Origin of the sequence: Streptomyces sp. NPDC051662, from assembly GCF_040681655.1 — a bacterium.
GTDB lineage: Bacteria > Actinomycetota > Actinomycetes > Streptomycetales > Streptomycetaceae > Streptomyces.
In genome coordinates, this window is sequence record NZ_JBFAZD010000034.1 from 39501 (window position 1) to 61461 (window position 21961).

Here is a 21961-nt window from a genome sequence, read left to right on the forward strand (position 1 = left end):
CCTCCCCCCGCCCCGCCCCTTCCCTTACCGTCACCGAGAGCTGGAGTGATCTGGACGTGTCCCGACCGCGTGTGGGTGTGGCCGTGCTGACGATGGGGAACAGGCCCGTCGAACTGCGGGCTCTGCTGGACTCCGTCGCCAAGCAGCGGGAGGCCCCGACGCGGATCGTGGTCGTCGGCAACGGCGCTCCGCTGCCCGAACTGCCCGAGGGCGTCATCGGAGTCGAGCTGACGGAGAACCTCGGGGTCTCCGGAGGGCGCAATGTCGCCATGGAGAAGCTCCGCGACTGCGGCGACGTGGACGTCCTGGTGGACCTGGACGACGACGGCCTGCTCATCGAGGCCGATGTGATCACCCGCGTCGCCGATCTGTACGAGGCGCACCCCCGGCTCGGCATCGTCAGCTTCCGTATCGCGGACGAGACCGGCCTCACCCAGCGGCGGCATGTGCCCCGGCTGCGGGTGGACGATCCGATGCGCGCGGGCGAGGTGACCACATTCCTCGGCGGCGGACACGCGCTGTCCATGGCGATGCTGGCGGAGACGGGCGGCTGGCCCGACGCGTTCTTCTTCACCCACGAGGAGACCGACCTCGCGTGGCGCGCGCTGGACGCGGACTGGACGATCCGGTACGAGCCGGAGCTGGTGCTCCAGCACCCGCGCACCTCACCGGCGAGGCACGCCGAGTTCTACCGGATGACCGCCCGCAACCGGGTATGGCTGGCACGCCGGCATCTGCCCGCGCCGCTCGTACCGCTCTATCTCGGTACGTGGATTCTGCTCACCGTGGCGCGCACCCGATCGGTGAGCGGGCTGCGCGCGTGGTTCGGCGGCTTCTTCGAGGGGGTACGGACGGCGTGCGGGACGCGACGTCCGATGCGGTGGCGGACGGTAGGGCGGATGACGGCGCTGGGTCGGCCTCCGGTGATCTGACATGGCGGGTGGGTGGCGTCGGGTCAGGGCCGAGGGGTAGCCGGGGCGGGCGGGCGCGTACGAGAACGCCGGCTCACGTCCGCTCGATCGGCAGGTGCCGGGGCCCTCGGAGGATCGGGCTGCGCCGGTAGGGGGGCGGGTCCTCGGACAGCCGGAAGCCCTCCAGACGGGGGAGCAGCGCGTTCAGGGCGATCTGGGTCTCCACGCGGGCCAGCGGCGCGCCGAAGCAGTTGTGGACGCCGCTGCCGAAGCCGAAGTGCTGGTTGTCCTCACGGGTCGGGTCGAAGCGGTCGGGGTCGTCGAACCGCAGCGGGTCCCGGTTCCCCGCGGCGAGTACGAGGACCAGCGGGGCGCCCTCGGGGACGGTGACGTCCGAGACCTCGATGTCCGCGAGCGGGGTGCGCTGGGGGAGCAGGTGGACGGGCGGTTCGTAGCGCAGCAGTTCCTCGACCGCCCTGGGCATCAGTTCGGGCTTGTCGCGCAGGAGCCGGTAGGCGTCGGGGAAGCGCAGGAAGGTGAGCGCGCCGTTGCCGATGAGATTGACCGTCGTCTCGTGCCCGGCGATGAGCAGGAGGGTCCCGGTCGCCTTCAGTTCGGCCCTGGTCAGCCGCCCGTCGGGGCCGCTGTCATGGACGAGCGCGGAGATCATGTCGTCCGAGGGGTGGTCGCGGCGCTTGTCGGAGAGATCCCCGAGGTACTCCCCCATCGCCTCCCGGGCGTCCATGCCCGCCGTGGGCCGGCTGTCGTCGTATCTCCCCGGCTTCAGATCGATACTGGCGATGATCTCGTTCGTCCAGGCGCGGATCCGGGGCACGTCCTCGTGGGGCACACCGAGCAGCCGGCAGATCACGGTGACGGGGAGCGGGTACGCGAACTCCTCGATGACATCGACATGGTCCTTGTCCCGGAACGCGTCGATCAGTTCGTCGGAGATCCGGGTGATGTCCGCGCGCAGCGCGTCGATCCGGCCCGGCGTGTGGGGCGGCCCGAAGGGGCGCATCGCGATGCGCCGCAGCCGGTCGTGTTCGGGGTCGTCGAGGGCGATGAAGGAGGCCTGGGCGAGCCGTCTGACCGGCGGGACCGTGGCCTGGTCGGTGCGGTTGCGGGTGTCCGAGCTGATCCGCGGATCATGGAGCAGTGCGGCGATCTCGTGGTACGTGCCGACCAGATAGCTGCCGTCGTCCTGCCGCGTCACCCCGTTCTCGCGGAGTTCGGCGTAGAGCGGATAGGGGTCGGCGCGGTTCGCGTAGTCGGTGATGCGCTGGTAGAGGGTGTCCGGGGACGGGGACATGCGGGGGGCTCCTCAACGACGGGTGGGCGGCTCAGCGACGGTGGGCGGCGGTCGGGATCGGTTCGTGCCGCACCACGGTCAGGCGCCGGTCCGGCAGATGGCCGGTGAGGGCCACGGTCGGTCCGTGCGAGAGCAGTTGGGGGTCCGGCACATCGGAGGGGACGGGCACGACCGAGTCGGGCCGGTCGGCGGCGCCGGTCTCGGGGGGAAACGGCGCCGCCGTCTCGATGAGGTACGCGTAGTGCTCAAGCCACTTGGCCCGGTTCACCGTGACCGCCGCGGTGATCCGTCCCCGGTAGCCGTAGACGGCGACAAGCCGACGCTCCCGCAACGAGCCCTGGGCGATGACCACTTGGTCGGAGTAGGTCGGCACGCCGACGGACTTGATGTTGAGGCCGAACTGACTTGACCAGAAGGCGGGCACCGCCAGATGCGGGCGCCTGTGCGGGCCCGTGCTGACCATGTTGTGGGCCGCCACCTCCGCCTGCGCGACCGCGTTGCCCCAGTGTTCGAGTGCCAGCATCTGGTACTCGAAGAGCGGATGCGGGAAGCGCGCCACGTCACCGGCGACGAAGACGTCGTCGGTGACGATCCCGTACATGTTGAACGCACGGCACCCCGCGTCGCAGGCCACCCCCCGGGGGCCCGCCGCCAGACCCGATTCGGCGAGCCATTCGGTATTGCGTACGGCGCCCAGGGCGACCACGGCGATATCGGCTTCGATCCGGCTGCCGTCGGAGAATTCGGCGCCGGTGAGCCGGCCGTCGCGGCCTTTCAGGGAGGTGACGGTCACGCCGCAGCGCAGATCGACGCCGTGCGCGCGCTGGAGCCTGGCGGCGAACGCGCCGAACGCGCCGCCGAGCGCCCCGACCAGCGGTGCGGGGCCGCGTTCTGCGACGGTCACCTCCAGGCCGCGTTCCCGGCAGGCGGAGGCGATCTCCGAGCCGGTGAACCCGGCGCCGATCACCAGGACCCGGCGCGGCCCGGCGTCGAGCCGCTGCGCGAGTTGTGCCGCGTCGTCGCTCGTACGCAGCATCAGCACGCCGTCCAGCCGGGCTTCCGCGGGGTCGGGCCAGGGGCGCGCCCGGGTTCCGGTGGCGATCAGCAGCCGGTCGTACGGCAGGAGTTCACCGTCGGCGAGGATCAGCCGCTTCTCGATCGGGTCGATCCCGCCGGCCCGTACGCCGAGCTTCCACCGCGCGTCCACCTCGCGGCGGCGTGGCAGCCCGAGATCCGCCGCGCCCGCCCGCCCGAGCAGCACCTGTTTGGACAGCGGTGGCCTGTCGTACGGGGGGTGCGGTTCGTCCCCGACCAGCGTCAGCGGTCCGGTGAAGCCCTCGTCGCGCAGTGTCTCGGCGGCGCGCAGACCGGCCAGTGACGCGCCGACGATGACGATCCGGCCGTCCCACGGTTCACCGGTCACCGGGGCCCGCCCGCTCGCCGACGAGGATGGCCTGCACCGGACACGCCGCCGCGGCCCGGCGTACGTGTCCACGCTGATCGTCGGGCACGGTCGGCGTGAACATCAGGGCCTCCTCGCCATGCAACTCGAACACCTGAGGGGCGAGGAACACGCACTGCGCGTACGCCTGGCAGCGGTTGAGGTCAACAACGATGTGCATGCCGGTCCACTCCTCCGCGCGCCGCCCGCCGACTCCGTCCTATGGCCTGTGGGGGAGCGGCGCGAGCGGTGGGGTGCCGATGGGGTGAGTGGGGTGGACCTCTGTGACCTCTGATTCGTCAGGGTTCTCGGGGTTCCCTGGTGTAGAGCGCGTAGAAGACCACGATGACCGTGGCGGCGCCGAACGCCAGCCCGATCCCCGAGGACAGCAGGACGCTGTGGTTGGTGAGGCTGTAGAGGAAGCCCATGCCTCCGCCGACAAGTACGCCCCAGGCCGCGGCCCGCACTTCCCGCATCAGTCCCCGCTGTACGTGGACGAGGCCGAAGACCAGAAGGGCCGCGAGCGCGCCGGAGACCAGGGCCAGGGCGAGCTGTCCGAAGGTGGCGGGGCCGCCGCCCCGGGCGATGTACGACGCGTAGGCGCCGTAGGCGATGCCCAGCAGGAGAGAGTTCCCCACGAGGCGTGGCGAGACACGGGGCCGCCCGGAGTCCTGGGGGCGGGTGTCCCGCACGTCCGGCGGACGCGCGCCGCCGTGCCGTGCCTCGTCATGCCGCACGTAGTCATGCCGCACGTCGCCGTGCCGTGTGTCGCCGTGCCGTGTGTCGCCGTGCCACGGGAGATGCGGCCTCGGCGTGCGGTGCCGAGTGGGCGTCGGTGTCCGGGTCGCCATGGCAGGGGGCTCCTTCCGTCGCACCCCCCACTTCCACCCCCGCTTCTCCAGGGCACACCCGCCCGCCGTACGCGTCAACCTCACGGGAGCAGCGCGCCGCCGCGCTCTCTCACCGGGTCGGCGGCGCACCGCTCGCGCCCGTCGCCCCGTGCCCGTTCCCTTGAGGAGTGCGGACCTACCTCTCCACGGCGCTGATCGTCCTGCTGACGGTCCTCGCCCCGCTGAGCGCGGTCGCGGCCTGGGTCGATCTGGAGATCGGCGACACCGACCGCTTCGTCTCCACCATGGCGCCGCTCGCCTCCGATCCGGACGTACAGAACGCCGTCGCCGACCGGATCACCGACGAGGTGCTGAGCGAGGTCCCCGTGGGGCCCCTTCTTCAGGAGGGGGTACGCGGTCTGCTGCATGACGCGGTGCTGTCGTTCGAGACCACCCATGCCTTCAAGAACGCGTGGAAGACGGCGACCCGCGCCGCCCACGCCACCGCGGAACACGCACTGACCAGCGGCGGCGGCAATGCCGTGACGATCGATCTGGCGCCCATCACCGCGCGGGTGAAGAAGCAGCTGACCGACGACAGCGTGCCGTACGCCAACCGGATCCCCGTGCGGCATACGCAGATCATCGTCCTGGAGGCCAACGGACTCGGCATCTGGCGCGAGGTCGCGCAGGGGCTGCGCGCGGCGGGGATCTGGCCCGCCGTCGGCACGCTGGCGCTCAGCGGCGCGGCCGTGCTGCTCGCCGTCCACCGGCGCCGCGCGCTCATCGGCACCGGTCTCGCGTACGCGGCCGGTGCGGCGCTGCTGTTCCTCGTGGTCGCCCTGGCGCGCGGATCGATCCTCCAGGACCTGCCGGACAACGGGGACAGGTCGGCCGCCGCCGCCATCTTCGACGCGTTGACGGCCTCGTTGCGTACGGCGGGCTGGTGCGTGCTCGCCGGCGGACTCGCCCTGGCTCTCGGCGCCTGGCTGAGCAGGCGGTTACCCCGGGCTCCGCACGCGCCGAATATCGCTCCCAGCGCCCCGCGCAGCCGCTCCCCCGTCTGACTTTACGAAATCTTTATGCCGATCCCACTCGACCGAATGTCCCTTTTGAGGCATTTGGAGCACCATGGGGTTATGAGCCAGAACACAGCACAGAGGCCCCCCACCACGGGCATGGGCACAGGTACGGGCACAGGAACAGGCATGGGCACCGGAACCGGAGCAGGCACCGGAGCGCATACCGGCGCACATGCGGAAAGGAAGGCGGCCTGGGCTACTGGCGGTAGCTTCTTCGCCGGTGTTCTCATGCTGGTCGCGGGAGCGATAGACATCCTTCAGGGCGTGGCGGCCGTACGACACGACGCGGTGTTCAACACAGTCACCGGCTACGCCTACACGTTCAACCTCAGCTCCTGGGGCTGGATCCACGTAGCCCTCGGAATCCTGATCGCCGTCACCGGACTCGCGATTCTCATGCGCGTCCCGATGGCCAGGTACTTCGGTATAGGGGTGGCGGCGCTCTACCTGGTCTCGCAGTTCATGTACCTGCCGTACGCGCCGATCTGGGCGATCGTCGGCATGGCGCTGGCCGCGTTCGTGATCTGGGCACTGACCACGGATCGCGCGACGTCCTGGGCGGGCAACAGACACTGAGGGCCGCCCTCTCCCACCCGACGAACCGACCGACCGACCGCGCACCAACAAGGGCTCGACCACGCAACGTCCGCGCATACGGGCACAGCCGCTCTCTCGCTCCTGTGCCCGTATGCGCGTGCGCGTGCGTACGGTGACGGACGTGCGGGCCGAGGTGCGAGGGCGCCGCGCGAGCGCGAGGATCGAACCATGAACGCAGCCAGCAACGCCGCCGGCAAGAACGACGAGATCCTCGACAACATCAGCGCACTCGTCGCGGAGGAACGGGCCCTGCGCGCACGCTCGTCCGAGCATCTCGGCCTCGGCGCCGACGAACAGACTCGGCTGCGCTCCGTCGAGGTCCAGCTCGACCAGTGCTGGGATCTGCTGCGGCAGCGGCGCGCCAAGTCGGAGTTCGGCGAGAACCCCGACGAGGCGGCGGTACGGCCCCCGGGCGAGGTCGAGGGCTACCAGGGCTGACGCCGCCCCACCTCCATGGGAGACATGGGAGACAGCCGAGACCCGACGCGGACACCCCGGCCGCTCCGGCGGCGCCTGTCCCGGCGCCTGGCACCGGCCTCCCATCTGGCCCCGCCCGAATGGCTGCTCGCCGGGCTGCGCCCGCAGTCCGCGCCCATCCCCTGGGCCGCCGTCGCCCGCGCCTCCATCGCCCTGACCGTGCCCCTGGCCGCGGGTCTCGCGCTCGGTGCGCCCGGCTACGGCGCGCTCGTCTCGCTGGGCGCCCTGCTCGCGGTCGCCGGCCACACCGCGGACGCGTACCGGATGCGGATCCTCACCATCGCGGTCCCCCAGTTCTTCGGCGCCCTCGGCGTCACGATCGGCTCGCTCGTGTACGGACACGGGTGGGTCGCCGTCGGGGTACTGACCGTGGTCGCGCTCGTCTCCGGGATGATCTCCTCGATCGGCGCGGTGGCCTCGTCCGCCGGTCTGCTGCTCCTGCTCGACGCGGTGATCGGCGCGGGACTGCCGCTGCCCCAGCCCTGGTGGAAGCCCCCGCTGCTGTTCGCTCTCGGCGGGCTGTTCGTCCTCGCGCTCTCGCTGCTGGCCTGGCCGCTGCGCCGCGGGGTGCCGGAGCGGACCGCCGTGGCCGCGACCTACCGCGCGGTGGCCGGTCTGCTGGAGGCGGCCGGGCGTAGCGAGAGGGCGAAGACGGACACGTACGACACCCAACGGCTGGCCGTCACCGAATCCCTCAACCACTCCTACGACCTCGTCCTCGCCCGCCGTGCCCGCGAACACGGCCGTTCCAGGCCGCTCGTACGGCTGCTCGCGCAGCTCAATGTGATCATCCCGCTGGTCGAGGCCGCGCCCGCCGCCCGGCTGCGCGGCCGGCCGCTGCCCGCCGCGATCCCGGCCGCCGTACGGGAGTTGGCGGACGCGGTCGCCATGGGCCGTACCGAAGGACCGCCGCCGGAGCCGCCCGAGCTGCCCGCGCCCGACGACCGGTGCGCCCGCGCCGTCGACACCGCGCTGCGGCACGCGTTCGCCGTGGTGCACCGCCCCGATATCCACAACGACCCCGGCGCCGCCTATGCCGGCGTCGATGTCGACGCCGACGACAAGCTCGGCCGCCCCGCCCCGCTGTGGGTCCGCGCCCGCCGAGCCACGCGCAACGTACTGCTCTCCGAGGCGTCCTGGCGGTACGGGCTGCGCCTCGCGCTCTGTATCGGCCTCGCCCAGTCGCTGGTGTCGCTCATCCCCGTACCCCGCTCGTACTGGGTGGCGCTCACCGTCACCTTCATCCTCAAACCGGACTTCGGCTCGGTCTTCTCGCGCGCCGTGCTGCGCGCGCTCGGCACGGCGCTCGGCCTCATCACCTCCGCCGCGATCCTGGCGGCGGTGCCCCTCGGCTGGTGGGACGTGGCGGTCATGCCCGTCATCGCGGGGCTGATCCCGGCGTTCGTCGCGAAGGGGTACGCGTTCCAGACGGCGGCCATCACGCCGGTGATCCTGCTGATCTCCGACACCCTCAACCACGAGGGATTCGAACTCGTGATTCCACGCTTCGTCGACAGCATGATGGGCTGTGCGATCGCCCTGATCGTGGGCTATCTGCTCTGGCCGGAGAGCTGGCGCAGCCGGATCGGGCACCGGCTCGCGGACACGGTCGAGGACACGGCGGAGTATGTGCGCCGCGCGTTCGTGTACGGGCCCGACCAGGGCGAACGGGCCCGCATGCGGCGCCGTCTCTACCGCGATCTGTCCGTCGTACGCAGCGAGTTCCAGCGCGCCGTGACCGAGCCGCCGCCCACCGGACCGCGCGCCACGGCCTGGTTGCCGCTGGTCGTCGCGGTGGAGCGGGTCGTGGACGCGACGACGGCGGCCCGGGTCCGCGTCGACTACGGCGCCGAGCCGCCCACCCCGGCCGAGATCTCCGGCGTCGAGCGCCAGTTGCGGGAGCTGGCGGCCGGGGTGCGGTCGAGCGAAGTCCTCGTGGAGGTACGGGCGGAGCCGCCGCCGGGCGACGAGAAGGGCGTCCTGGCTCCACTGCGCCAGGAGGTCCGGGCGGCCCTGGCGATCACCTCTCCACAGCGCGGGACCGATCTCATTGATCGGACGCCCTGAGGGATCTCTCGGGCACTTTGAGCGTGACCCAGACCCGCTTCCCGGGGCCCCGCCTGGGCGCCACACCCCAGTCGTCGGCGAGCGCGGCCACCAGCGCGAGCCCCCGCCCGCACTCGTCCTCCAGATCGGGGGTGCGTGGCCGGGGCAGATAGTCCCCCGCGTCCTCGACCTCCAGGCGGAGCAGCCCTTCGGCCCGCTCCAGGGTGACGGCGATCTCCCGGCCCGGCGGGCTGCCGTGGCGCAGCGCGTTGGTGACGAGCTCCGAGAGCAGGAGGGCGGCGGTCTCGCCGGGATCTCCGGGCAGACCAACTTTCGTATGAAGAACTTCGCGGGCCCGGCCGACGCTACGGGGGTGACTGGGGAGGCGGAACATGAAGCGCTGTGTGTGCTGGTGCTGCTGGTCGCGCTGTTCACCGTCGTGGTTCATGGGAAGGACCTTCCCTGTGGTGCCGGTTTTACTTTCCGTGCACCAAAGGTGACTGTGTGCAGCTAAACTCATCCATTCGCTGACAGTCCCGAAACTCCCCGGTCAGCCCTGAAACCACTGGTCCTGGGCCCTGTCCTGAAGCCGGTCCAGCTCCCTGCGGTCGCGCTTCGTCGGACGGCCCGTCCCCCGGTCGCGAAGGACGAGGGGAACGGTCAGTTCGCGCGGCGGGGGCGGCGGGCTGTTGTCCACGTAGCACTCCACGGCGACCGGCGCGCCCACCCGCTTCTTCACGACGCGCGAGACCACCACGACCCGGTCGCGGCCCGCGTGGCGCAGCCGGACCTCGTCGCCCGGCTTGACCGCGTACGCGGGCTTGACCCGCTCGCCGTTGACGCGGACGTGGCCGCCGCGGCAGGCGGTCGCGGCCTGGGAGCGGGTCTTGGTGAGCCGTACGGACCAGATCCAGGAGTCGACCCGTGCGGTCCCCGTGTCCGAAGCCTCAGAAGTCATAGGTCGAGGGTAAGCGCGGACGGCCCGCCGGCTCTCCCTCTTTTGTCATCGACCGGCTGTCATCGACCGGCTTCTGTCATCGACCGGCCTCTGTCATCGACCGGGCGAGTGCCTGGAACGCCGAGCGGGGTGACGCCGGTCCGAGACGGCGCCACCCCGCGGTCGGGTCGGATCAGTCGGCGTCAGACGCCGATGTTGCCGCCGTCCTTGCGCCAGACCGAGACGACCGAAGGACGGACCATCTTGCCGGGGCCGTCGGGCCACGCGCTCGCCGGCTTCTCGACGGTCGCGCCGTCGATCTCCCCCGGGTGCTGCACCGCGACCAGAACCCGGCGGTCCTGGATGATCGGGCCACAGGTCTCGGCGCCGTTCGGCATGGTCAGGAACTGCTTCAGCTCACCGCGCCGCTCGCCCTGCGTGGCGACACCGAACAGACCGTCGTGGTTGCCGAGCGCGTTGCCGTCCGTCGAGATCCACAGGTTGCCGTGCGGGTCGAAGGCGACATTGTCCGGGCAGGAGATCGGGCTGACCTTGTCCTTGGGGAAGCCCGCGAAGTAGGTGGCCGGGTCGCCGGGGTCACCCGCGACCAGGAAGAGGCGCCAGGCGAAGCCGTCACCCGCCGGGTCGTCCCAGTTCTCCGCCAGCTCCAGGATGTGACCGTGCTTGTTGGCGTTACGGGGGTTGGCCTCGTCGGCGCCCGCCTTGCCCGCCTTGCCGCGGTCGGTGTTGTTCGTCAGCGCGACATAGACCCGGCCGGTGCGCGGCGACGGCTCGACGTCCTCGGGACGGTCCATCTTGGTGGCGCCGACCTTGTCGCCCGCGAGGCGCGTGAAGACGTACACCTCGTCGGCGCTCATGCCGGGCACGTGCGAGACATCGCCGGTCGCCAGCGGTATCCAGACGCCGGAACCGTCGAACTCGCCGTCGTTCGGGAGCTTGCCCGTGCCGTCGAACTCGCCCGCCGGGCTGTCACCGGTCAGCTTGGCCACGTACAGCGTGCCCTCGTCGAGCAGCGTCAGGTTGTGCTCGTGGGCGGCGCGGCTGGTGCCCTTCTTCATCTGCTTCGACGAGACGAACTTGTAGAGGTAGTCGAAGCGCTCGTCGTCACCCATGTAGACGACGGGGCGGCCGTCGGCGGTCAGCCGGGGCTGCGCGGCCTCGTGCTTGAAGCGGCCGAGGGCGGTGCGCTTACGGGGCGTGAAGTCCGGGTCGTACGGGTCGAGCTCGACGACCCACCCGTGGCGGTGGACCTCGTTGGGCTCCTGCTTGAGGTCGAAGCGCTTGTCGAACAGCTCCCACTTGCGCTCGCTGGCGGCGGTGCCGACGCCGTAGCGCTTGTCCGTGTCGCTCGAACCGTTGGCGAAGTACTGGTTGAAGTTCTCCTCGCCGTGCAGCGTCGTGCCCCAGGGGGTGGTGCCGCCGGCGCAGTTGTTCAGCGTGCCGAGGACCCTGCTGCCCGTACGGTCAGCCGAGGTACGGAGCAGATCGCTGCCCGCGGCCGGGCCGGTGAGCCGGAACTCGCTGGTGACGGTGAGACGACGGTTGAGCTGGTGACGGGTGACGGCGGTGAGCTTGCCGCTCTTGCGGTCCTCCTCGACCACGACGACGGAGAGACCGTGGGCGGCCCAGGCGATCTCCACCTGCTCGCGGGTCGGCTTGGCCGAGTCGTAGCCCTTGAACATCAGGATCTCGTCGGTGTACTCGTGGTTGGCCACGAGGACCTGACGGTCGCGCTCGCCCTTCAGCGGGAGCAGGCTCAGGAAGTCGACGTTGTAACCGAACTGGCCGGCCTGCGCCTTGGCGGTCTGCTTGTCCGGGTTGAACTCCGGCGCACCGCGCAGGATCGGGTCACCCCAGCGGATGACCACGTTCTGGGCGTAGCCGGAGGGGATCGTCACCTTGTCCGCGGTGTTGGGGGCGACCGGGGTGAAGCGCAGACCACGGGCGCCGTCGACCTTGCCACCCGCCCCACCGGTGTTGCCGTTGCCGTGTCCGGCGACAGCGGCGGCGGACGCCGGGGTATTGCCGGGACCGAACGCGAACGCGCTGCCCGCCGCGGTGGCGACCGTCACGACGGCTGCCGCACGCACCATGGAACGGCGCGTCATGGCCCCGGCGATGACGTCACCGACGTACTCGTTGTCACTCTTGTTCGGGACCTCGTGGAAACAGGCGTCGCCACAGCGGAAGCGGCAGGTCAGAGCCGAACGCCCGCCCGGGTGAGGACTGGAACTCGAATTGAGCAGCGGCAGCAGTTTGCGCACTTTCGCCTCCGGAATGCGATGTATTCGGCGCGCACCGCGCCGACACGGTGTCGGGATGTCTCGGCTCGTGACGCTAGGTGCGGCTGCCACCAGGGTGGCGGCCTCCAGGTGAACGACACATGAACCTGCGCCGACCGGGTGGTCGGGGGAGTGTAATGCCGTCGGCGGCGGGGAGGGTACCGTCCTGCCCGTAGGGCCCGCCCTACACGTGGACCGCCCCTGCCGGAGATCATTCGCGGCGGCCGCTAACCTTACGTATCCGCCCTGGCCAGGGATGCGCGTTTCCCCGGCGGCGGACACCGCACCCAACTCATCTGAAAGGCCTCGCCCATGGGCATTCGGAGCTTGCTGCGCAAGGTGTTCGGACGCGACCGTGCGGAGGAGCACCACGAGTCGGCGCCGGTCTCGGCCTCGGTACCGTCTCAGGCGGGGCGTTCGGACCGTACGGATCCGGCGGAGCCGACGCCCAAGGACTCGGATACGGACACGACGGCCGCCGCGGACGACGCGGCCGGGGCCACGACGACGGCCACGGCCTCGGACGCGGCCTCGGCCTTGGACGCGACGCCTGCCGCGGCCCCCGCCAAGGTGGAGCCCAAGGACCCGGAGGAGCCCACGGACCCGGTGGAGCCCAGGGACGTCGGAGGGGTGGCGGCGGATCTGGTGGCCGCGGCGTTCGACAACCCCCGGCCGGCCGATCCGGACCGCGCCGTCCCCGCGCAGCTGCCGCGGACGAGCGCGATCGAGGAGCCGTCGACGGCCACGGCCACGCCCGCCCCGGCCGTCACCCCCGCGGTCACCCCCACGCCCACGGTCCCCGCGCAGGCCACGGCGGAGCCCGAACTCGACCTGACTCCCGTGCGGGGGGCGGTTGTTCCGGCGGAGCCTGAACCGGCGCCCGAACCCGAGATCAAGACGGAGCCGAAGGCCGAGGTCGTCGAGGTCGAGGCCGTCGAGGTCAAGGCCGAGGTCGAGGCCGACGTCGAGCCCGTACTCGAAGCCGAGCCCGTACCGGAAGCCGAGCCCGTACCGGCCCCCGCCGCCGGCGCCCGCCCCGCCTTCACCCTCGCCCGCGTCAAGTCCCGTGCCCCCGGCCTCGCCGACCACTACAAGGCCGCCGGCGCCGCCCTCAAGAAGCGCGGCCTCGCCGGGCAGCGGGCCACCGTCTATCTCATTCTCGACCGGTCCGGCTCCATGCGGCCGTACTTCAAGGACGGCAGCGCCCAGCACCTCGGTGAGCAGGCCCTCGCGCTCGCCGCGCACCTGGACGAGAGCGCGACCGTCTCCGTCGTGTTCTTCTCCACCGAGATCGACGGGACCGGCGAGATCGGTCTCGCCGACTACGAGGGGAAGATCGACGAACTGCACGGCTCCCTCGGGCGCATGGGGCGTACGAACTACCACCGCGCCGTCGAAGAGGTCGTCATGCTCCACGAGAAGTCCGGTTCGGCCGGGCCCGCGCTGGTGATCTTCCAGACGGACGGTGCGCCCAGCGCCGTACGCCTCGCCGAGCAGGCTCTCGCCGAGGCCGCGAAGCTGCCGCTCTTCTGGCAGTTCGTGGCGTTCGGCGAGGAGGACGCCAAGGGCTTCGACTTCGCGCGCAAGCTCGGCGCGGACGAGGCCACCGCCAACGTCGGCTTCTACCACGCGGGTCCGGTGCCCAGCGAGGTCCCGGACACCGCGTTCTACCGCGAGCTGCTCGCCGCCTGGCAGCCGGCCGCCGCCGTCAACTGACCCGCCCCGTAACGCCTTACCGCCTTACCGGCCCTCACCGCCGTCGGCTCGCGTCCCGTACGCGACGCCGGCGGCGGTTCCGGTTCCGGCTCAGGTCACGGTGGTGGCCGTGGCCGCCGTCAGTCACCCTCGCGCCCCCGCCTTCGGCAGCGACACCGTCACCGCCAGCCCTCCGCCCGCACCGCCCGGCTCCGCCGTGACCGTCCCGCCGTGCGCCACCGCGATCGAGCGGACGATGGAGAGGCCGAGCCCCGCGCCGAGCCCCATCCGATCGCGGCCCTCACCGCGCCGGAACGGTTCGAACAGGGCGGGGATGTCCGCCTCGGCGACAACAGGGCCGGTGTTGCGCACCACCAGCTCCCCACCCCGCACCTCAACGTCCACCGTCCCGCCGGGCACGTTGTATGTCACCGCGTTGGCCAGCAGGTTTCCCACCAACTGCCCGAGCAGCAGCCGGTTTCCGCGCACCACGTCGGCGTCGGCGACACTGAGCGACACCCGCCGCCCGTAACGTGCCGTCTCCTCGGCCACCGCCTCGCCCAGATCGACCGGCTCCAGGTCCTCCACCTCGCGCTCGCTGCGCGCCAGCACCAGCAGCCCTTCGATGAGCCGTTCACTGCGCCGGTTGTTGTCGAGCAGGGTTTCCTTCGTACGGGCCAGCTCGTCCGGTGTGCAGAGGTCGTCCAACCCGACCTGGATCGCGGCGCGCTGGGTCGCCAGCGGGGTACGCAGCTCGTGCGAGGCGTTCGCGATGAACCGGCGCTGACTGTCGAAAGCTTTCTGCAGGCGCGCCAGGAGCGCGTCCAAGGTGTCGCCCAGCTCCTTCAGCTCATCGTCCGGGCCGCTCGCGCCGATCCGTTCGTGAAGATTGTGTTCGGACAATCGGCGGGCCTTCGCCGTCATCGCGTGCACCGGACGCAGCACGCGCCCCGCCGTCCACCAGCCGACCCCGACCGCGCACGCCGCCATGACCAGCAGCGCGGCGACCGACCAGAACATCATCTCGTCGGAGGCGGCGTCCGTGACCGTGTCGGTGAGCTGATACACGGCGACGTAATGGCCCTGCTGCCGGCGGATCAGCCCGCTCCCCGGCGAGGCGGGGAGCTCGGGCGACACCTGGGCCGGCGCCACCCGGGCGGCGATCTCCTGCGCCTCGTTCTGCGTACCGGCGCTGGAGAGCAGATTGACGACGGCGAGCAGACAGCCACCGAGGACGACGAAGACGCCCCCGTAGATCAGGGCCATGCGCGTACGGATGGTGGAGCCGGGCCCCAGCGTCCGCCTCGCCCCGCACCGCCCCGTTCTCTTCGCGGCGCGCACGTTCGCGTCGCGTATCACAGCGCGTACCCCACCCCCTGGACCGTCCGGATCAGCGGCGGATCCCCGAGTTTGGCGCGCAGCTTGCTGAGACAGACCCGGACCGCGCCGGTGAACGGATCCGCGTGCGCGTCCCAGGCCCGCTCCAGCAGTTCCTCGGCGGAGACCGGCGCCCCGTCCGCCTCCAGCAGGATCTGCAGCACCGAGAACTCCTTCGGCGAGAGGTCCAGCGCCACTCCGTCCCGCGACGCCGTCCGCCGTACGGAATCGAGCCGTACGCCGTGCCGCTCCAGCTGCGGCGGTACGGGCCTGGCGCTGCGCCGCCGCAGCGCGCGCACGCGCGAGACAAGCTCGGGAAAGTCGAAGGGCTTGCCCAGATAGTCGTCGGCGCCCAGATCGAGCCCTTCGACGCGCTCCTCCATGGAGGCGGACGCGGTCAGCATCAGGATGCGCGTACGGGACGACTCGGCGACCAGCTTGCGCGCGACGTCGTCGCCGTGGACACGTGGCAGATCACGGTCGAGGACGACCACGTCGTAGTCGTGCAGTCCCAGATAGGCGAGGGCGGCGTCACCGCTGTACACGGTGTCGACGGCGAATCCCGCCCGCCGCAGCCCGGTGGCCACCAGCTCGGCCAGGACCTCCTCGTCCTCGGCGACCAGTACCCGCATGCTGCCGTCCCCTGCCCCTGTCCCCTGCCCCGCCTCGTACATGATGCCCTTTCTCTCCCGGGATGCGCCTGTCTACGGGAAGGGGTGTTTCGGAAAGCTCTCTCCCCCGCGCAGCGGCGCACACGCCTCGCGCGGCGCTGCGCACCCCCGGCAAATGGGGGCGACTCGCGCTCGACGGGTCGGATACGATATTGACATTCCGTAGACCAATTGGTCACTCCGTGTAGCGACTTGGGAGCAGCCTGCAATGGCTCGACACCTCATCACCAGCGCCCTTCCGTATATCAACGGGATCAAGCACCTGGGCAACATGGTGGGGTCCATGCTCCCGGCGGATGTGTACGCCAGGTACCTCCGCCGACGCGGCCACGAGGTCCTGTTCATCTGCGCCACCGACGAGCACGGCACCCCCGCCGAACTGGCGGCGAAGGAAGCGGGCGTCCCGGTCGACGCCTTCTGCGCCGAGCAGCACGACGCCCAGAAGGCGATCTACGACGGCTTCGAGCTCGCCTTCGACTACTTCGGCCGCAGCTCGTCCGCGCAGAACCGCGAGATCACCCAGCACTTCGCGCGCCGCCTCATGGAGAACGGCTTCATCGAGGAGCGGGCGATCCGCCAGGTCTTCTCGATCGCCGACGACCGCTTCCTGCCGGACCGCTACATCGTCGGTACGTGCCCGCACTGCGGCTACGACAAGGCCCGCGGCGACCAGTGCGAGAACTGCACCCGCGTGCTGGACCCGACCGATCTGATCAACCCGCGCTCCGCGATCAGCGGCAGCAGCGAGCTGGAGGTCCGCGAGACCAAGCATCTCTTCCTCCTCCAGTCGAAGCTGGCCGGCGAGGTCGAGAACTGGATCGACGCGAGCAGCGCTGAGTGGCCGCAGCTCGCCTCCTCGATCGCCCGCAAGTGGCTGAGCGAGGGCCTGCACGACCGCGCGATCACCCGCGACCTGGACTGGGGCGTACCGGTCCCGGCCGACACCTGGCCGGAGCTGGCGGCCGAGGGCAAGGTCTTCTACGTCTGGTTCGACGCGCCCATCGAGTACATCGGCGCGACGAAGGAGTGGTCGGACCAGGACCCGGCGAACCGAGACTGGAAGTCCTGGTGGTACGAGGCCGACGACGCCGTCCGCTATACGGAGTTCATGGCCAAGGACAACGTCCCGTTCCACACGGTGATGTTCCCGGCCACCCAGCTCGGCACCCGCGAGCCCTGGAAGAAGGTCGACTACGTCAAGGCCTTCAACTGGCTCACCTACTACGGCGGCAAGTTCTCCACCTCGCAGAAGCGGGGCGTCTTCACCGACGCCGCGCTGGAACTGCTGCCCGCCGACTACTGGCGCTACTTCCTGATCGCGAACGCGCCGGAGTCGGACGACACGTCCTTCTCCTGGGAGCACTTCACGACGACGGTCAACAAGGACCTCGCCGACACCCTCGGCAACTTCGTGAACCGCGTCCTGTCCTTCTCGCGCAAGCGCTTCGGTGACGCCGTGCCGGCCGGCAAGCCGGCGGGCGAGGCGGAGGCGCGGCTCGGCGAGGAGATCGCGGGGCTGCTCGCCGAGTACGAGGGCCACATGGAGACGCTCCAGTTCCGCAAGGCCGCCGCCGCGCTGCGCGCCCTGTGGTCCGCGGGCAACTCGTATCTGGAGGAGAAGGCTCCGTGGCTGGAGATCAAGTCCGACGAGGAGGGCGCGGCGCTCTCCCTGCGGACGGCGATGAACCTGATCCATCTGTACGCGGTGGTCTCCGAGCCGTTCATCCCGGCGTCCTCCAGGGCCATGCGGGAGGCGTTCGCGCTGACCGACGACACGGCGAGCTGGGTCACGGCCGAGGAGGCGAAGGCGCTGGCGTCCGTTCCGGCCGGTACGGCGTTCACCGTCCCGCCGGTGCTCTTCGCGAAGATCAGCGACGAGGACCTGGCCGCGTACCGGGAGCGCTTCGGCGGCGAGGACCCGGCGGCGTAACGCGCGGCCGGGTATCGCCCGGCCGCCGCTGATGGCATGAGAGGGCCCGGGACGGCAGGTCCCGGGCCCTCGCGCGTACGGTCGGTCGGGGTCCGGTCGCCCACGGCGTGTCAGTCGCTGAGCGACTCCGCGTCGCCCATCACCACGACCGGCCGCTTCGCCGGGTCCAGCATCCTCAGCAGCTCCTTCATCCGCCAGCGCGGCAGCGAGACACACCCCTGGGTGGGCCCGCCGTGGTCCACATGGAGCCAGATGCCGCCGCCCTTGTCCTCGCCGAGCGGCCGGGTCCAGTCGAGGGGTGTGGTGCCGGCCAGCCGGTTGTAGTTGATCGCGACCACATAGTCGAAGGACCCCGCGAGCGCCTCGCCCTCGAAGCCGTCGCCCGACGCCTCGAAGATGGCTCCGCGGTCGTACGGGAGCTTCGTGCCGGGGTCGGGCAGCTTGCCGCCCGCATCGGTGAGGTCGAACACCCCGATGGGGGAACGCAGATCGCCCTGGAAGTGGTCGTCGGTCCAGCCGCGCACGGCGTTGTGGGCGGGCCAGACGTCCGAGACCGCATGCCAGCCGGTGACCGGATCGCGCTCGTAGACGACGGCCGAGGACGTGCTGGAGTCCCGGCCCGTGCCGGTCACCACAACGGCCTGGGACGCCTCGGGGGAGATCTCCGCACGGGTCGCGGGACCGAGATCGGGGATCTCCTCCGGCTTGACGCCCTCCGACTCGGGGACGGGCCCTCCCGCGCCGCCGCCGGTGGTATCGGCGGCGGCCTTGTCCTTGGCGACCGTCCCGCCCGGCGCCGAGCCCACGTTGTCCGCATGGTCCGTGGTGCCGGTGAGGCCCGAGCAGCCGGTGAGCAGCAGGCCGGTCGCCAGCAGCGCGGCGATCAGCTGTCCTCTGCGGACGGGGCGGACAGGGCGCAGGGACATGTACGGGCCTCTTTCATCTCGCGTTCCGGGGATGGCCGGTAGGGGGCGGGGCGTTCTCAGGTCCTCTGCCGAAGTCTGCGCCGGTGATCATCGCGTGGGCGTCCTCGACGGTCCCCGGCGAGTCGCCCGCGACGCACAGGGTGACGGTGATCGCCGAGTAGGGAGCGGGGACGCCGCCGATCAGCCCGTAGAACTCCTGGGTTCCGGCGATCTTCCGGCAGGCCGGGGAAGGGCTGTCCGACGGATACAGCTCCGGTGGGTCCTGGGCCTTGGGCGACAGGTCGATCCCGCTCCGCGCGACCAGCGTGACCAGGACACCGCCGGGCCGGAGGGGCTCCACCGGAAGGCACAGGCTCTCGTCGTTCCCGGGGCAGGGCCGCTCGTACGGGACGAGCCGTTGGGACGAGACGAAACCGCGGGCCGGCTGCTTGTCCCGGACGTCCTCCGGCATGTCGAGGGCCTGCCAGGTGTCCGGCAGCCGGAGGGTGAGACCGGCCACCTGTGCGAAGCGCGTCCGCCGGTCCCGCCCGTCGCCGGGCGAGGGGTCAGGGGGCGAGGTGAGCGAGGGGGCGGCGGAGGCGGGTGGGGTGGACTCCTCGCCGACGCCCGATACGCCGGGGAGCAGCGTCCCGGCGAGGACCAGCCCGGTCACGGCCGCCGCGGCGGTCCCTGCCGTACGGCGCCGACGGCGGGTCCTGGCGACCCGTTCCCGTACCCCCTGTAGCCGGCCCTCGGGGGCGGGCAGCCGGGGTACGGCCTTCTCCAGCAGGATCCGCAGCTCCCGCTCGTCCTCGGGGCCCGGCTCACGGCCCGGCCCGGTCTCGCTGTCCGGCCCATGGGTCCCGTCCGGCCCATGGGTCCTGTGCGGCTTACGGGGCCTGTGCGGCTTGCGGGGCCAGAGGGGCCAGAAGTCACCCACGGCGGTCACCGCCTTCCACGGAGGCGGGCAGCGCGGCGCGCAGGGTGCGCAGCGCACGCGCCGACTGGCTCTTGACGGTGCCGGGGGTGCAGCCGAGGGTCGCCGCGGTGTCGTCGACGCTCAGGTCCTCGAAGTAGCGCAGCACGACCACCGCGCGCTGCCGCACGGGCAGTGCGCGCACGGCGGCGGCCAGCGACTGTTCCAGGTCCACCCCGGCGTACGCGTCGAACGTCCCCACCGCGTCCGGGACATCGCCGTACGGCAGCTCGCCCCGCCAGCGCCGCCGCCACCAGGACGCGTGCAGATGCACCAGCGCCTTGCGTACGTACGCCTCCGGCCGGTCCCCCGCGATGCGCGGCCACTTGGGCCACACCTTCGCGAGGGTGCTCTGGAGCAGATCCTCGGCGAGATGCGCGTCCCCGGTCAGCAGCCAGGCCATCCGCAGAAGCCGCGGCCCCCGGGCGGCGACGAATGCCTCGAAGTCGCCGTCCCCGGTCTCCATTGGCCTGCCCTCGCCCTTGTGTTCGGTCTCCCACGCCAGTGGAACGCGATGGGGCGGCGGTCAGGTTGCCTCGGACGCATGAACTTCTCCGCGTACGCCGGTCCGGTCGGCGGGCGCGGCTCACGTTGTCCTGAATCGGAGCATTGCGGCCGGACACGCGAAGGGGCCCGGAACCACACGGTTCCGGGCCCCTTCGGGTGTGCCGGGAGGCTACTCGCCTGACTTCGCGGCCGGCTTGCGCAGCGCGATGTTCAGCTCGCGGAGGCGGGACTCGGCCAGCTCCGTGGGCGCGCCCATCATCAGGTCCTGCGCGTTGCCGTTGAGCGGGAAGGCGATCGTCTCGCGGATGTTCGGCTCGTCGGCCAGCAGCATCACGATGCGGTCGACGCCCGGGGCGATGCCGCCGTGCGGCGGGGCACCGAGGCGGAACGCGCGGAGCATGCCCGCGAACTCGTGCTCGACGGTCTCGCGGTCGTAGCCGGCGATCTCGAACGCCTTGATCATCAGCTCGGGCTCGTGGTTACGGATCGCGCCGGAGGACAGCTCGATTCCGTTGCAGACGATGTCGTACTGCCACGCCAGGATGTCCAGCGGGTCCTTCGTCTCCAGGTCTTCCAGGCCGCCCTGGGGCATCGAGAACGGGTTGTGCGAGAAGTCGATCTTCCCGGTCTCCTCGTCCTTCTCGTACATCGGGAAGTCGACGATCCAGCAGAACCGGAAGACGCCCTCCTCGAAGTGGCCCGCGCGCTTGGCCGCCTCGACACGCACCGCGCTCATGATCTTGGAGACCTCGTCGAACTCACCCGCGCCGAAGAAGACGGCGTGGCCGGGGACGAGCCCCAGGCGCTCGGTGAGCAGCTTGACGTTCTCCTCGGTGAGGAACTTGGCGATCGGGCCGCTCAGCGAGCCGTCCTCGCCGACCCGCACCCAGGCCAGGCCCTTCGCACCGTGCTCGACGGCGTACTCACCGAGCCCGTCGAAGAACTTCCGCGACTGGCCCGCCGTGTCCGGCACCGGCAGGGCGCGGACGTGCTTCCCGGCGAACGCCTTGAACTCGGAGCCCTCGAAGACATCGGAGATGTCGGAGAGTTCGAGCTTGGCACGCAGGTCCGGCTTGTCGTTGCCGTACTTCAGCATCGACTCGCGGAACGGGATGCGCGGGAACGGCGAGGTGACATGGCGGCCGTTGCCGAACTCCTCGAACAGCTCGGTCATCAGCTTCTCGATCGGCCGGAAGACGTCCTCCTGCTCGACGAAGCTCATCTCGACATCGAGCTGGTAGAACTCGCCGGGCGAGCGGTCGGCGCGGGCGTCCTCGTCGCGGAAGCACGGCGCGATCTGGAAGTAGCGGTCGAAGCCCGAGATCATCAGCAGCTGCTTGAACTGCTGCGGTGCCTGCGGCAGCGCGTAGAACCTGCCCGGGTTCAACCGGGACGGGACCACGAAGTCGCGGGCGCCCTCGGGGGAGGTCGCGGTGAGGATGGGCGTGGCCATCTCGTTGAAGCCCAGCGCGGTCATCTTGTGCCGGATGGCGGAGATGACGGCCGTCCGCAGCATGATGTTGCGGTGCATGCGCTCACGGCGCAGGTCGAGGAAGCGGTACTCCAGGCGCCGCTCCTCGTTCACCCCGTCCTCGGCGTTGACCGTGAACGGCAGCGGACCCGCCGCGCCGAGGATCTCGACCTCGGAGACCTCGATCTCGATCTCGCCCGTCGACAGCTCCGGGTTGACGTTCTCCGCACCGCGCGCGGAGACCTTGCCGTCGATACGGACGACGGTCTCCTTCGTGAGCTTGGCCAGCTCCTCGTTCGCGGGGGTGCCGGGGCGGGCCACGAGCTGGACCAGACCGTAGTGATCGCGGAGATCGATGAAGAGGATGCCGCCCAGGTCTCGGCGATTGTGCAGCCAGCCGCTCAGCCGGACGTCGGCACCGACGTCAGAGGCGCGGAGCTCGCCGCAGGTGTGGGACCTGTACCGATGCATCGTCGTTTCATCCAGTTCTTGG

The 21961-nt window shown here is 71.0% G+C and carries 20 protein-coding genes; 7 read left to right on the forward strand and 13 right to left on the reverse strand.

Annotated features, from left to right (window positions below):
* Nucleotides 1-56 precede the first annotated feature (56 nt).
* Nucleotides 57-932: a glycosyltransferase family 2 protein gene (locus AB0M67_RS36255; protein WP_249951363.1), complete on the forward strand. Its 876-nt coding sequence runs from the start codon at nt 57-59 to the stop codon at nt 930-932.
* 73 nt (nt 933-1005) lie between these two features.
* Here AB0M67_RS36255 and AB0M67_RS36260 read toward each other — a convergent pair whose 3' ends face one another.
* The 4 genes from AB0M67_RS36260 to AB0M67_RS36275 form a co-directional block, all read right to left on the reverse strand.
* Nucleotides 1006-2223, reverse strand: a complete 1218-nt coding sequence (locus tag AB0M67_RS36260; protein ID WP_365751860.1) for a cytochrome P450 — start codon at nt 2221-2223, stop codon at nt 1006-1008.
* Between the two features lie 31 nt (nt 2224-2254).
* Nucleotides 2255-3646, reverse strand: a complete 1392-nt coding sequence (locus AB0M67_RS36265; protein WP_365751861.1) for an FAD-dependent oxidoreductase — start codon at nt 3644-3646, stop codon at nt 2255-2257.
* Nucleotides 3636-3845 (reverse strand): ferredoxin, encoded by a 210-nt coding sequence (locus tag AB0M67_RS36270; RefSeq protein WP_365751862.1) that lies wholly within the window; start codon nt 3843-3845, stop codon nt 3636-3638. Before AB0M67_RS36270 ends, AB0M67_RS36265 begins: the two co-directional genes overlap by 11 nt.
* A 118-nt stretch (nt 3846-3963) precedes the next feature.
* Nucleotides 3964-4515, reverse strand: a complete 552-nt coding sequence (locus tag AB0M67_RS36275) for a hypothetical protein (RefSeq protein WP_365751863.1) — start codon at nt 4513-4515, stop codon at nt 3964-3966.
* A gap of 167 nt (nt 4516-4682) precedes the next feature.
* On the opposite strand from AB0M67_RS36275, the gene AB0M67_RS36280 reads away from it, so the two are divergent.
* The 4 genes from AB0M67_RS36280 (at nt 4683) to AB0M67_RS36295 (ending at nt 8717) form a co-directional block, all read left to right on the forward strand.
* A complete protein-coding gene (locus tag AB0M67_RS36280; RefSeq protein WP_365751864.1) occupies nt 4683-5561 on the forward strand; it encodes a hypothetical protein in 879 nt (292 codons plus the stop codon).
* 141 nt (nt 5562-5702) lie between these two features.
* Nucleotides 5703-6152 carry a hypothetical protein gene (locus AB0M67_RS36285; RefSeq protein ID WP_365751865.1) on the forward strand — a complete coding sequence of 150 codons (450 nt, stop codon included), beginning with the start codon at nt 5703-5705 and terminating at the stop codon, nt 6150-6152.
* A gap of 189 nt (nt 6153-6341) precedes the next feature.
* Complete coding sequence (locus AB0M67_RS36290; RefSeq protein WP_365751866.1) at nt 6342-6611, forward strand: DUF2630 family protein; 270 nt, start codon at nt 6342-6344, stop codon at nt 6609-6611.
* 24 nt (nt 6612-6635) lie between these two features.
* Nucleotides 6636-8717, forward strand: coding sequence for an FUSC family protein (locus AB0M67_RS36295; protein ID WP_365751867.1), 2082 nt, complete (start codon nt 6636-6638; stop codon nt 8715-8717).
* Here the strand turns inward: AB0M67_RS36295 and AB0M67_RS36300 are convergent.
* The 3 genes from AB0M67_RS36300 to AB0M67_RS36310 form a co-directional block, all read right to left on the reverse strand.
* Nucleotides 8698-9144: an ATP-binding protein gene (locus AB0M67_RS36300; protein ID WP_365751868.1), complete on the reverse strand. Its 447-nt coding sequence runs from the start codon at nt 9142-9144 to the stop codon at nt 8698-8700. The genes AB0M67_RS36295 and AB0M67_RS36300 overlap by 20 nt on opposite strands.
* Before the next feature lie 102 nt (nt 9145-9246).
* Nucleotides 9247-9654, reverse strand: coding sequence for an RNA-binding S4 domain-containing protein (locus AB0M67_RS36305; RefSeq protein ID WP_365751869.1), 408 nt, complete (start codon nt 9652-9654; stop codon nt 9247-9249).
* 182 nt (nt 9655-9836) lie between these two features.
* Nucleotides 9837-11918, reverse strand: a complete 2082-nt coding sequence (locus AB0M67_RS36310; protein ID WP_365751870.1) for a PhoX family protein — start codon at nt 11916-11918, stop codon at nt 9837-9839.
* Between the two features lie 330 nt (nt 11919-12248).
* Between AB0M67_RS36310 and AB0M67_RS36315 the strand changes: the two genes are divergently transcribed.
* Nucleotides 12249-13652, forward strand: coding sequence for a VWA domain-containing protein (locus AB0M67_RS36315; protein WP_365751871.1), 1404 nt, complete (start codon nt 12249-12251; stop codon nt 13650-13652).
* A 123-nt stretch (nt 13653-13775) separates the two neighbouring features.
* Here AB0M67_RS36315 and AB0M67_RS36320 read toward each other — a convergent pair whose 3' ends face one another.
* Together AB0M67_RS36320 and AB0M67_RS36325 are read right to left on the reverse strand one after the other, a co-directional pair.
* Complete coding sequence (locus AB0M67_RS36320; RefSeq protein WP_365751872.1) at nt 13776-14897, reverse strand: ATP-binding protein; 1122 nt, start codon at nt 14895-14897, stop codon at nt 13776-13778.
* An 89-nt stretch (nt 14898-14986) separates the two neighbouring features.
* A complete protein-coding gene (locus AB0M67_RS36325; RefSeq protein WP_351394535.1) occupies nt 14987-15640 on the reverse strand; it encodes a response regulator transcription factor in 654 nt (217 codons plus the stop codon).
* Between the two features lie 247 nt (nt 15641-15887).
* Here AB0M67_RS36325 and metG point away from each other — a divergent pair, with 247 nt between their 5' ends.
* On the forward strand, nt 15888-17609 hold the full coding sequence (gene metG, locus AB0M67_RS36330; protein ID WP_365751873.1) for a methionine--tRNA ligase: 1722 nt from the start codon (nt 15888-15890) through the stop codon (nt 17607-17609).
* Between the two features lie 110 nt (nt 17610-17719).
* On the opposite strand, the gene AB0M67_RS36335 is transcribed toward metG, so the two are convergent.
* From AB0M67_RS36335 to aspS, 4 genes are all read right to left on the reverse strand, one after another.
* Nucleotides 17720-18535: a L,D-transpeptidase family protein gene (locus AB0M67_RS36335; RefSeq protein WP_365751874.1), complete on the reverse strand. Its 816-nt coding sequence runs from the start codon at nt 18533-18535 to the stop codon at nt 17720-17722.
* Between the two features lie 13 nt (nt 18536-18548).
* Nucleotides 18549-19463 (reverse strand): hypothetical protein, encoded by a 915-nt coding sequence (locus AB0M67_RS36340; RefSeq protein WP_365751875.1) that lies wholly within the window; start codon nt 19461-19463, stop codon nt 18549-18551.
* Nucleotides 19447-19956, reverse strand: a complete 510-nt coding sequence (locus AB0M67_RS36345) for a SigE family RNA polymerase sigma factor (RefSeq protein ID WP_365751876.1) — start codon at nt 19954-19956, stop codon at nt 19447-19449. Before AB0M67_RS36345 ends, AB0M67_RS36340 begins: the two co-directional genes overlap by 17 nt.
* Before the next feature lie 210 nt (nt 19957-20166).
* Nucleotides 20167-21939 carry an aspartate--tRNA ligase gene (aspS, locus tag AB0M67_RS36350; protein WP_365751877.1) on the reverse strand — a complete coding sequence of 591 codons (1773 nt, stop codon included), beginning with the start codon at nt 21937-21939 and terminating at the stop codon, nt 20167-20169.
* Between the last annotated feature and the right edge of the window lie 22 nt (nt 21940-21961).

What these genes read in the sequence shown, in the direction of transcription:
- AB0M67_RS36260 (WP_365751860.1), bottom strand. Translation starts at nt 2,223, where the DNA reads ATGTCCCCGTCCCCGGACACCCTCTACCAGCGCATCACCGACTACGCG.
- AB0M67_RS36270 (WP_365751862.1), bottom strand. Translation starts at nt 3,845, where the DNA reads ATGCACATCGTTGTTGACCTCAACCGCTGCCAGGCGTACGCGCAGTGC.
- AB0M67_RS36275 (WP_365751863.1), bottom strand. Translation starts at nt 4,515, where the DNA reads ATGGCGACCCGGACACCGACGCCCACTCGGCACCGCACGCCGAGGCCG.
- AB0M67_RS36285 (WP_365751865.1), top strand. Translation starts at nt 5,703, where the DNA reads ATGGGCACCGGAACCGGAGCAGGCACCGGAGCGCATACCGGCGCACAT.
- AB0M67_RS36290 (WP_365751866.1), top strand. Translation starts at nt 6,342, where the DNA reads ATGAACGCAGCCAGCAACGCCGCCGGCAAGAACGACGAGATCCTCGAC.
- AB0M67_RS36295 (WP_365751867.1), top strand. Translation starts at nt 6,636, where the DNA reads ATGGGAGACAGCCGAGACCCGACGCGGACACCCCGGCCGCTCCGGCGG.
- AB0M67_RS36300 (WP_365751868.1), bottom strand. Translation starts at nt 9,144, where the DNA reads ATGAACCACGACGGTGAACAGCGCGACCAGCAGCACCAGCACACACAG.
- AB0M67_RS36305 (WP_365751869.1), bottom strand. Translation starts at nt 9,654, where the DNA reads ATGACTTCTGAGGCTTCGGACACGGGGACCGCACGGGTCGACTCCTGG.
- AB0M67_RS36315 (WP_365751871.1), top strand. Translation starts at nt 12,249, where the DNA reads ATGGGCATTCGGAGCTTGCTGCGCAAGGTGTTCGGACGCGACCGTGCG.
- AB0M67_RS36320 (WP_365751872.1), bottom strand. Translation starts at nt 14,897, where the DNA reads ATGGCCCTGATCTACGGGGGCGTCTTCGTCGTCCTCGGTGGCTGTCTG.
- AB0M67_RS36325 (WP_351394535.1), bottom strand. Translation starts at nt 15,640, where the DNA reads ATGCGGGTACTGGTCGCCGAGGACGAGGAGGTCCTGGCCGAGCTGGTG.
- metG (WP_365751873.1), top strand. Translation starts at nt 15,888, where the DNA reads ATGGCTCGACACCTCATCACCAGCGCCCTTCCGTATATCAACGGGATC.
- AB0M67_RS36335 (WP_365751874.1), bottom strand. Translation starts at nt 18,535, where the DNA reads ATGTCCCTGCGCCCTGTCCGCCCCGTCCGCAGAGGACAGCTGATCGCC.
- AB0M67_RS36345 (WP_365751876.1), bottom strand. Translation starts at nt 19,956, where the DNA reads ATGGAGACCGGGGACGGCGACTTCGAGGCATTCGTCGCCGCCCGGGGG.
- aspS (WP_365751877.1), bottom strand. Translation starts at nt 21,939, where the DNA reads ATGCATCGGTACAGGTCCCACACCTGCGGCGAGCTCCGCGCCTCTGAC.